Annotated in this window: 11 protein-coding genes; 6 read left to right on the forward strand and 5 right to left on the reverse strand. The window is 60.3% G+C overall.

Features of this window, described 5'->3' with window-relative positions:
- Positions 1–463 (forward strand): nickel pincer cofactor biosynthesis protein LarB (gene larB / locus F8J34_RS04395; protein ID WP_297056792.1); only part of this gene is annotated, 463 nt, incomplete at its 5' end.
- Positions 444–992, forward strand: coding sequence for an NUDIX domain-containing protein (locus F8J34_RS04400; protein ID WP_297056793.1), 549 nt, complete (start codon positions 444–446; stop codon positions 990–992). The genes larB and F8J34_RS04400, both read left to right, overlap by 20 nt.
- Here F8J34_RS04400 and F8J34_RS04405 read toward each other — a convergent pair.
- From F8J34_RS04405 to F8J34_RS04415, 3 genes are read right to left on the reverse strand one after another with little or no spacing between them, the layout of a single operon-like run.
- Positions 978–2,351 (reverse strand): sigma-54 dependent transcriptional regulator, encoded by a 1,374-nt coding sequence (locus F8J34_RS04405; RefSeq protein ID WP_297056794.1) that lies wholly within the window; start codon positions 2,349–2,351, stop codon positions 978–980. The genes F8J34_RS04400 and F8J34_RS04405 overlap by 15 nt on opposite strands.
- Positions 2,318–3,607: a HAMP domain-containing sensor histidine kinase gene (locus F8J34_RS04410; protein WP_297056795.1), complete on the reverse strand. Its 1,290-nt coding sequence runs from the start codon at positions 3,605–3,607 to the stop codon at positions 2,318–2,320. Before F8J34_RS04410 ends, F8J34_RS04405 begins: the two co-directional genes overlap by 34 nt.
- On the reverse strand, positions 3,535–3,930 hold the full coding sequence (locus tag F8J34_RS04415) for a hypothetical protein (RefSeq protein WP_297056796.1): 396 nt from the start codon (positions 3,928–3,930) through the stop codon (positions 3,535–3,537). Before F8J34_RS04415 ends, F8J34_RS04410 begins: the two co-directional genes overlap by 73 nt.
- Before the next feature lie 250 nt (positions 3,931–4,180).
- Between F8J34_RS04415 and F8J34_RS04420 the strand changes: the two genes are divergently transcribed.
- Genes F8J34_RS04420 through F8J34_RS04430 form a run of 3 tightly spaced genes read left to right on the forward strand, consistent with a single transcriptional unit; the run spans position 4,181 to position 5,348 of the window.
- Positions 4,181–4,603 (forward strand): YMGG-like glycine zipper-containing protein, encoded by a 423-nt coding sequence (locus F8J34_RS04420; protein ID WP_297056797.1) that lies wholly within the window; start codon positions 4,181–4,183, stop codon positions 4,601–4,603.
- Positions 4,604–4,619: 16 nt separating this feature from the next.
- Positions 4,620–4,970 (forward strand): hypothetical protein, encoded by a 351-nt coding sequence (locus tag F8J34_RS04425; RefSeq protein ID WP_297056798.1) that lies wholly within the window; start codon positions 4,620–4,622, stop codon positions 4,968–4,970.
- A gap of 24 nt (positions 4,971–4,994) precedes the next feature.
- Complete coding sequence (locus tag F8J34_RS04430) at positions 4,995–5,348, forward strand: hypothetical protein (protein ID WP_297056799.1); 354 nt, start codon at positions 4,995–4,997, stop codon at positions 5,346–5,348.
- Here the strand turns inward: F8J34_RS04430 and F8J34_RS04435 are convergent.
- Entirely contained in the window at positions 5,345–5,983 is a 639-nt protein-coding gene (locus F8J34_RS04435) for a phosphoribosylanthranilate isomerase (protein WP_297056800.1), read from the reverse strand. The two genes, F8J34_RS04430 and F8J34_RS04435, sit on opposite strands and share 4 nt — an antisense overlap.
- A 17-nt stretch (positions 5,984–6,000) precedes the next feature.
- Here F8J34_RS04435 and F8J34_RS04440 point away from each other — a divergent pair, with 17 nt between their 5' ends.
- Complete coding sequence (locus F8J34_RS04440; RefSeq protein WP_297056801.1) at positions 6,001–6,276, forward strand: hypothetical protein; 276 nt, start codon at positions 6,001–6,003, stop codon at positions 6,274–6,276.
- Here the strand turns inward: F8J34_RS04440 and F8J34_RS04445 are convergent.
- On the reverse strand, positions 6,270–7,759 hold a 1,490-nt coding region (locus tag F8J34_RS04445), incomplete at its 5' end, for an insulinase family protein (protein WP_297056802.1). The two genes, F8J34_RS04440 and F8J34_RS04445, sit on opposite strands and share 7 nt — an antisense overlap.

Below are 7,759 nucleotides of genomic sequence, written 5' to 3' on the forward strand. Positions count from 1 at the left end.
GGGGCTTCCCGGTCCCAGGGTGGGCCAGATCCTGGTTGTATCCGGGGGGACGGCGGATCTCCCGGTGGCCGAGGAGGCCCGGGTGGCGGCGGAATATTTCGGCAACCGGGTGGACACCCTTTACGACGTGGGGGTGGCCGGAGTCCACCGGTTGCTTTCCCAGCGGGAGAAGCTGCTTGCGGCCCGGGTCCTGATCGCGGTGGCCGGAATGGAAGGGGCCCTGCCCAGTCTGGTGGCCGGTCTGGTGGATCGACCGGTGATCGCCGTCCCTACCAGCGTGGGCTACGGAGCCCATTTCGGGGGATTGGCCCCGTTGCTGGCCATGCTCAATACCTGCGCCCCCGGTGTGGCGGTGGTAAATATTGACAACGGCGTGGGAGCAGCCTATTTTGCAAGTATAATCAATCAATTGCCCGAAAAAATCGATCAGGTGGAGAAAACCTATGGCCAAACGGGGACGTAAGCGAAAAGACAGCCCGGAGGGGATGCTCCTGGAGATGCTGGAAGTGGTGGATGAACAGGGAAACACCATGGGGCTCCTCCCCCGGGGTCAGATCCATGAACAGAAACTCTTTCATAAATCTGTCCACGTGGTGATCTTTAATCCGGAGGGACGGCTCTATCTCCAGAAACGCTCCCGTCTCAAGGACGAAAATCCGGGAAAATGGGATTCTTCGGCCTCGGGGCACGTGGCCCCCGGTGAGCCCTATCCGGTGGCTGCACGCCGGGAATTGAAGGAAGAACTGGGGTTGCTGTGCGGTCTGAAGGAGGTGGGGCGGTTGCCGGCCTCCCCGGAGACCGGCTATGAATTCGTGGTTATCTTCAAAGGGACCACCCGCAAGAATCCCCGTCCCAATCCCATGGAGATCGAAGAGGGGCGGTTTGTGAGCCCGGAGGAGCTGGAACAGTGGCTTACCGAAAGGCCCGAGGATTTTACCCCCACCTTTCGGCTCCTCTGGGATCGGTATCGCCGGGCCCTACTCACCAGATAGGCCGTATTTTTCCAGCTTATAACGCAGGACTCTTTCGGAGATACCCAGGAGTTCTGCGGCCCGGGTCTTGATCCCGCCGCTGGCCTTCAGGGCCTCCTCCAGGCGGGTCTTTTCCAGAAGTTCTACCGCTTCCGGAAGCGGAAGGCTCCGGATCCGAGCCCAGAGGTCCTCACCGGCAGGGGCAAAGGCCAGGTCCTTCAGGGTTATCAGGGGACCTTCGGCCAGGATGACCGCCCTTTCGATCATGTTCTGAAGTTCGCGTACATTGCCGGGAAAGGCATAGGAAAGCAGTCGTTCCAGGGCCTCCCGTGAGAAATCTTCCACGGGTTTCTGATATTTGCGAGCATATTTCCGAAGAAAGAAGCGGGCCAGGGGCAGGAGGTCTTCCCGTCTTTCCCGTAGAGGCGGAAGGTGGATGGTAATCACCGAAAGACGCCAGTAAAGATCCTCGCGAAAGCGCCCCTCCCGCACCATGGCGTTGAGGTCCCGGTTGGTGGCAGCGATGATCCGGGCCCGGCTGCGAAGCTCCCTGCGTCCTCCCAGCCGGCGAAAGGTTCCGTCCTGAAGCACCCGCAGGAGCTTGGCCTGAAGAGCAAGGGGAAGTTCTCCTATTTCATCCAGGAAAAGGGTTCCCTCTCCGGCTTCTTCAAAAAGTCCGGGTTTGGCCTTATCGGCCCCGGTAAAGGCCCCCCGTTCGTGGCCGAAGAGTTCGGACTCCAGCAGCCCCTCCGGGATGGCTGCGCAGTTGATCTTGAGGAAAGGTTTATCCCTGCGGGGACTTAAGCGGTGGATCAACCCGGCCAGGACCTCTTTTCCGGTGCCGGATTCCCCGGTAAGAAGCACTGTGGCCTCGGTGGGAGCCACCCGGGCACAGAGCCTCAGGATCTCCTTCATGGCCGGGCTTTCGGCCACCAGGTCTTCGGCCTCGGGAAGCTCCAGGGAGGCGAGCTTCCTTCGCAAGTCCTCTACCTCGCGGCGCAGGCGAAGTTCCGAAAGGGCCCGGTCAAGGATCAGGACCAGTTCCTCCAGATTTACGGGCTTGGTGAGATAATGATAGGCCCCGAGCTTCATGGCCTCCACCGCCCGTTCCACCGTGGCAAAGGCCGTAAGCATTACAATGGCGGTAAGAGGGCTTCTTTCCCGGATACGGGGGAGGAGGCGAAGACCGTCCTCATCCGGAAGGCGCCAGTCCAGCAGCACCAGTTCCGGTTGTTCCTGCTCAAGGATACGTAGCCCCTCGGCTCCGCTTTCCGCTTCCAGGATGCGGAAACCCTTGCGGCGGAGATAGTCCCCCAGGATCTTTCTCTGGGCCTCTTCGTCCTCGATCAGGAGGACCGTGGGATGCTCAGCTCGAAGCATACTTCCTCTCCGTGCTTTTTAAGGGTAACCCGGCCTCCGTGGGCCTCGGCCACCTGCCTTACAATATAAAGCCCCAGACCGAAACCTCCCTCCCGGGTGGTGAAAAAGGGCTCAAAGACCCTTTCCCGCAGCTCCTCCGGGATCTCCGTTCCGGTGTTGCAGACGGAGAACCGGACTTCTTCCTCGGTAAAGGACACCGTGAGGCGGATCCGGTTGCCCTCCGGGGCCTCCAGGGCGTTGGCCAGGAGATTGAAGAGCGCCCGATAAAGCCAGCGCCGATCCGCCCGGAGTTCTCCGTCCTCCAGCTGCACCTCGAAGTGCAACCCCCGGGCCTGAGCCTTGGGATGGAATCGACTCTGGATCTCCCCAATCAGGTCGGAGACGGGAAAATTCTCCGGCTGGATCTCGAACCCCCGCGCTAAGCGAAGCAGTTCGGAGGTGAGTTCGCTCAGTCGCTGGATCTCTTTTTCCAGCAAGGGACGGTACTCATGGGCGGCCTGAGGATCCTCCCAGAGATATTGAAGTCCCATGGAGAGAGTGTGCAGGGGGTTGCGGATCTCATGGGCCAGCATGGCGGCCAGACGTCCCATGGCCGCCAGTTTTTCCGAGGAAAGGAGCCTTCGGGTCAGGCGTTCCTGTTCTTTTTCCAATCTGAGGGCGTAAAGATAGGTCAAGCCCAGCAGGAGGAGACCTCCCAGAAACACCAGGCCTCCGTAAAACAGGGCTTCCTCAAAGAGCATACTCTTGAAGGTGTTGTCAAAGGCCACCAGCAACCGGAAGTATCTTCCCGGGGCCAGTTCGCTTCGGCGACAGAGATAGAAGAGGCGGTCCCTCTGGAAACCCCCGACACACCGGGAAAAAGGGGGAAGATTCCGGCTCAATTCCTCGGGGAAGGTATTGAGAAGGACCCGATTCTTTTCCGTAACCAGCACTCCTACCAGCCCCGGATCGCTCTGTAATTCATCGGTGAGCCAAGCCAGATTGCGGAGGAAAGTCGGGGGGTTGGGTAACACCCGCAGGAGATCCAGATAACCCCGCAGGCGTCCCTCGATCAATCCCAGGGCCCTTTCGGCCTCAAAGCGCTGGTGGGCAGTAAGGGTGCGCCGGATGATAAAGAGCTGGAGCAGAAAGGTGACCCCCAGAAGCCCCACCCCTACCGCAAAATAGAAACGGAAGCGCGATCTCACCACCATCTCCTGCGCCAGCGCCGAAAACGACGTTTTTCCCAGGGGCAGGGCCTTTTCCAGAGGGGCCATCCCTGTTCGTCCCGGAGCCGCAATTGCAGGTGGCGAGACTTAAGCACTTCCGGGATGAGCATATCTCCGCAACGCCAGCCCTGGATCCAGATCTTCTCTCCGGGCCGAAGGGAGCGTTCCCATTTCCTCCAGAACCTGTAAGGCCCCAGGCGCAGATAAAAGGTCTTTCCTTCCGAAGTCTCCACCACCAGCAGGGGAGGGCGCCATTCCCGTACCCAGCCGGTGATGCGGACCTTGCGTCCCTCCCAGCAACCCTGGGCCCGCAGTCCCGGCCCGCTAAACCATCCCCAGAGAAATATCAGAAGAAAAATCCACCCGCGCATCATCTTCATTTTATGCAGGATCCGTGCCTGAGACTACCGGAATCCGAGAGATCCGGAAGGGGCCGGATACCGGGGGTTCCGGGCCCGCAGGATTCGACAGGATTGTCGAAGGTTTCGGAAAAATTGTCGAGGTAAAGGGGAGGTTAAAAGGAGATGGCAGGAGGCTCAAAGCCTTGGGAGACAAGGGAAAGCGGCTTCTGGCACGCCCTTTGATTTCCCGGAGGGTAAAGGCTCCAAGGAGGTGAAGGAAATGCGGAAAATTAGAGCTATCCCGGTGATCCTGATGGTGGGGTTTTTCCTTTCGGCCTGCACCACCACCCAGACCAGCGCTCCCTACCAGGGGGCCGGCCTGGGGGCGGCGGTGGGAGCCTTCTCCGGGGCCCTCCTTGATCATCACAATCCCTGGCGGGGAGCGGTGATCGGAGGGGCCCTGGGAGCTACCCTGGGCGGAGGGCTTGCGGCCATAAGCTCCCGGGCAAGCAGCCAGGCTGCAGCCACCGGTCAGCGGGTGGTCTATCGGCAGGCCGACGCCGTGGTGGAGGCCACGCCCGTGGAATATAACCAGAAAACTTACTGCCATAAGATTCACAAACGGATCTGGCGAAACGGCCGCCTCGTGGCCGATCGGATCGAGGAGGTCTGCGAGGGGACCAAGACCGGAAACTATTACTAAAAAAGGAGGTGAGAGGATGAAGAGATTCAAGACCCTGATGATCCTCGGTGTCCTGGGGACCGCAATGCTCGGTGGTCCGGGGATGGTGGCTGCGGCTAACCGGGGTCTCCCTCCGGAGATCCGGCGAGATCTGAGGGAAATTCGCTGGGATCGACGCGAGCTACGCTGGGATCGGCGGGAACTGAGGAGGGACTGGCGCAAATGGCACCGCGACCGCCGGGATCCCTATCGTCGCCCCGGGGAGATGGGCTACGACCGCCGGAAGATCCGGGAGGACCGCCGGGAGCTACGCCGGGATCGGCGGGAACTTCGCCGGGATCGGCGGGAGTTGCGCCGGGATATACGCAGATGGCAGCAGGAATTTTAAAAATCTATAAACGGAGGTGAAAAAATGAAGAAGACCGGGTTGGTTTTAGGGCTTATAGGGTTGATCTTCCTGACCGGTGTGGGTTTTACGGCCTCGCAATCCGGGCCGGGGCCCTCGGATAACCAGACCGTGGAGGCTCCGGCCGGGCCGCCCTGGGGCGGTGTATGGCGATACTGTCGCTGGGTGAATCCGGATAGCCCCGCCTGTCGGGAGATCCGAAAGAACATGCGTGCACACTGGCAGAAGATGAGGGAGCTTCGGGAGAGAGTCTGGCAGGAGATGCGGGAGTACTGCCGGAAGAACACCCGGGACAGGTTCTGTCAGAACATGGACCCCCAAGGCCCCTGCCCGCGGTGTAACTGGCACCGGGGGTTTTAATCCCCCAACCCCTCCAAGGCCCGGAAGAGGGCCCGGAGTCGTTCCGGGTCCTTCCTTCCGGGCTCCTTTTCCACTCCGGAATTTACATCCACCGCATAGGGTCTGACCGTGAGTACGGCCTGGCGAATATTCTCCGGAGACAGCCCTCCGGCCAGAATGAGGGGCAGACCGTAATCCCGGGCCTTAAGGGCCAGGTTCCAGTCCAGAGTTCTTCCCGTGCCTCCGGGAAGTCCCTTTACATAGGGTTCCAGTAAAACTCCCCGCACCTTCCCTCGATAGGACCCCAGCTGAGGGAGATCTTCCTCCCCCCGGAGCCGGAGGGCCTTTATCACCCGGGGAAAAAAAAGCGCACAGGTTTCCGGGGATTCCCGCCCGTGAAGCTGAACCAGATCCAGCCCTACATAATCCATAATTTCCTTTATGCGGGAGGGATCCTCATCCACAAAGACCCCCACCGTGGTTATCAGGGGAGGGAGAAGGGCTATTATCTCCCGGGCCTTCGGGGGAGGAATATAACGAGGACTGCGTGGATAGAAGATAAACCCCAGGGCCGCGGCCCCCAGTTCCACCGCCAGGAGAGCCGTTTCGGGCTCGGTTATACCGCAGATTTTGACCCTTACCCGACCAGAACCCATCGTGTTATACTGCCTTTATGCAGGCCTGGAAGGAATATCTTTCCGGAGTAATCCTTCTGATCTTTCTGAGTATCCGATACTATCCCCAATCCCTGGAACGCACCCTTATAGAAAGCCTGCGTTTTCTGGGGGCAGTGATCCTTTACGGTCTGGGATTTGCCTATCTCTTCAAATGGGCCCTTCAGCAATTCCTGCGTCGGGGGCTCTCCCGGGACCAATTCCTGCGCATAGCCCTCTGGGCCGGGGTCATCATGGCCCTGGGGGAATCCCTGCGCCACTACTTCTATCATTGACCTGTCTCCGAGGGTTCCAGGATTACCAGCACATAGTCCTTATCGTCCAGATATTTCCGGGCCACCTCCTGTACCTCCTGGGGGGTTACCCGGCGGATCTGCTCCAGATAATGATAGAAATAGTTGAATCCCAGACCCAGGGCCTCGTTCAGGGCACGATCCAGGGCCTGAGCCAGATTGGTCTGGAGATCGGTTTCATAGTTTCCGATAAGCCAGTTCTGGGCCCGGTGGAGTTCTTCCGCGGTGATGCCCTGTTCCTTGATCCGGGCAATCTCCTGCCACAGACCGGACAGGGCCTGGTCTTTCTTGTCCGGAGCGCAGGCAAGGTAAAGGGCCAGAGAACCGGTATTCACTCCGAAGGTGAGGAAGGAGGTCACGGTATAGGCCAGGGCCTCCCGGTCTCGAAGGTCCCGGAAGAGTCTTCCCCCCTGTCCGGCCAGGACCGCATTGAGCACCTCCAGGGGATAGCGATCGGGACTGTTCAGGCCCACCGCCCGAAAGCCCAGGAGGATCTGGGTCTGTTCGGCGTTTTTGGTAAGGGTGGTAATGCGGGGGCCCACCAGGGGAGGCGGGGTTTGATCCGAAGGCAGGGGTTCCGGAGGAGCGGTCCAGTTGGCCAGGGCCTTTTCCAGTTTGCTCAACACCTTCTCCGGTTCCACATCCCCCACGATGGCCAGCACTCCGGTGTCCGGGCGTACATACCGGGCGTAAGCCCGACGGAGGATATCCCCGGAGACCTTCTCCAGGAAGCTCTTGGATCCCAGGAGGTTTAATCCGTAGGGGTGAGGGGAGAACATGACCCGGTAGAATTCCCGCAGGGCCACCTGCATGGGCTGGTCCTCCTGGCGCAGGAGGGCGGAAAGGAGTTCCGGTCGCGCTTTCTGGACCTCGGTATCCGCAAAGGAGGGCTCCCGAATCACCTCCAGGAAAAGGTCCAGCCCTTGATCGAAGCCATCGCTCAGAAAGGAGGCCTCTAGGCCGAAGGTATTGCGACCGGAGAACCCCCGGATGCGTCCCCCCAGATCCTCGATCAGGCGGGAGAGTTCCTCGGCGGAGTGTTTACGGGTGGCCCGGGGCCATACCGTAGCCAGCGCCCGGAAAAGCCCGTTGGTCTCCGGGGTCTCGTACCGTAAGCCTCCGGGGAATACCAGGGCCATGCCCACGGAGGGCACGTCGTGCAGGGGTTGAATGATCACCCGGAGACCGTTGGGGAGCTTACGATAAACCGGGGGAATCACCGGCCCGGCTTCGCCGGTGGTTATCCCCTGGGCCTCCAGTTCGGCTTCCTCTACCATGCGCTGGAGTTCCTGGGAGGAGAGGTTTTCGTCGGCGGTAAGGATGCCGGCCACCACCTTGCTGCGCTGAAAGTATCTCTGAGCCGCGGCCAGGATATCCTCGGTGGTGACCTGACGGATCCTTTCCACGTATTTTTCCGCGGCTTCGGGGTCTCCCAGGACCATCTCAAAGGTGCCCAGTTTCCGGG

Source organism: Thermosulfurimonas sp., from assembly GCF_015491435.1.
GTDB lineage: Bacteria > Desulfobacterota > Thermodesulfobacteria > Thermodesulfobacteriales > Thermodesulfobacteriaceae > Thermosulfurimonas_A.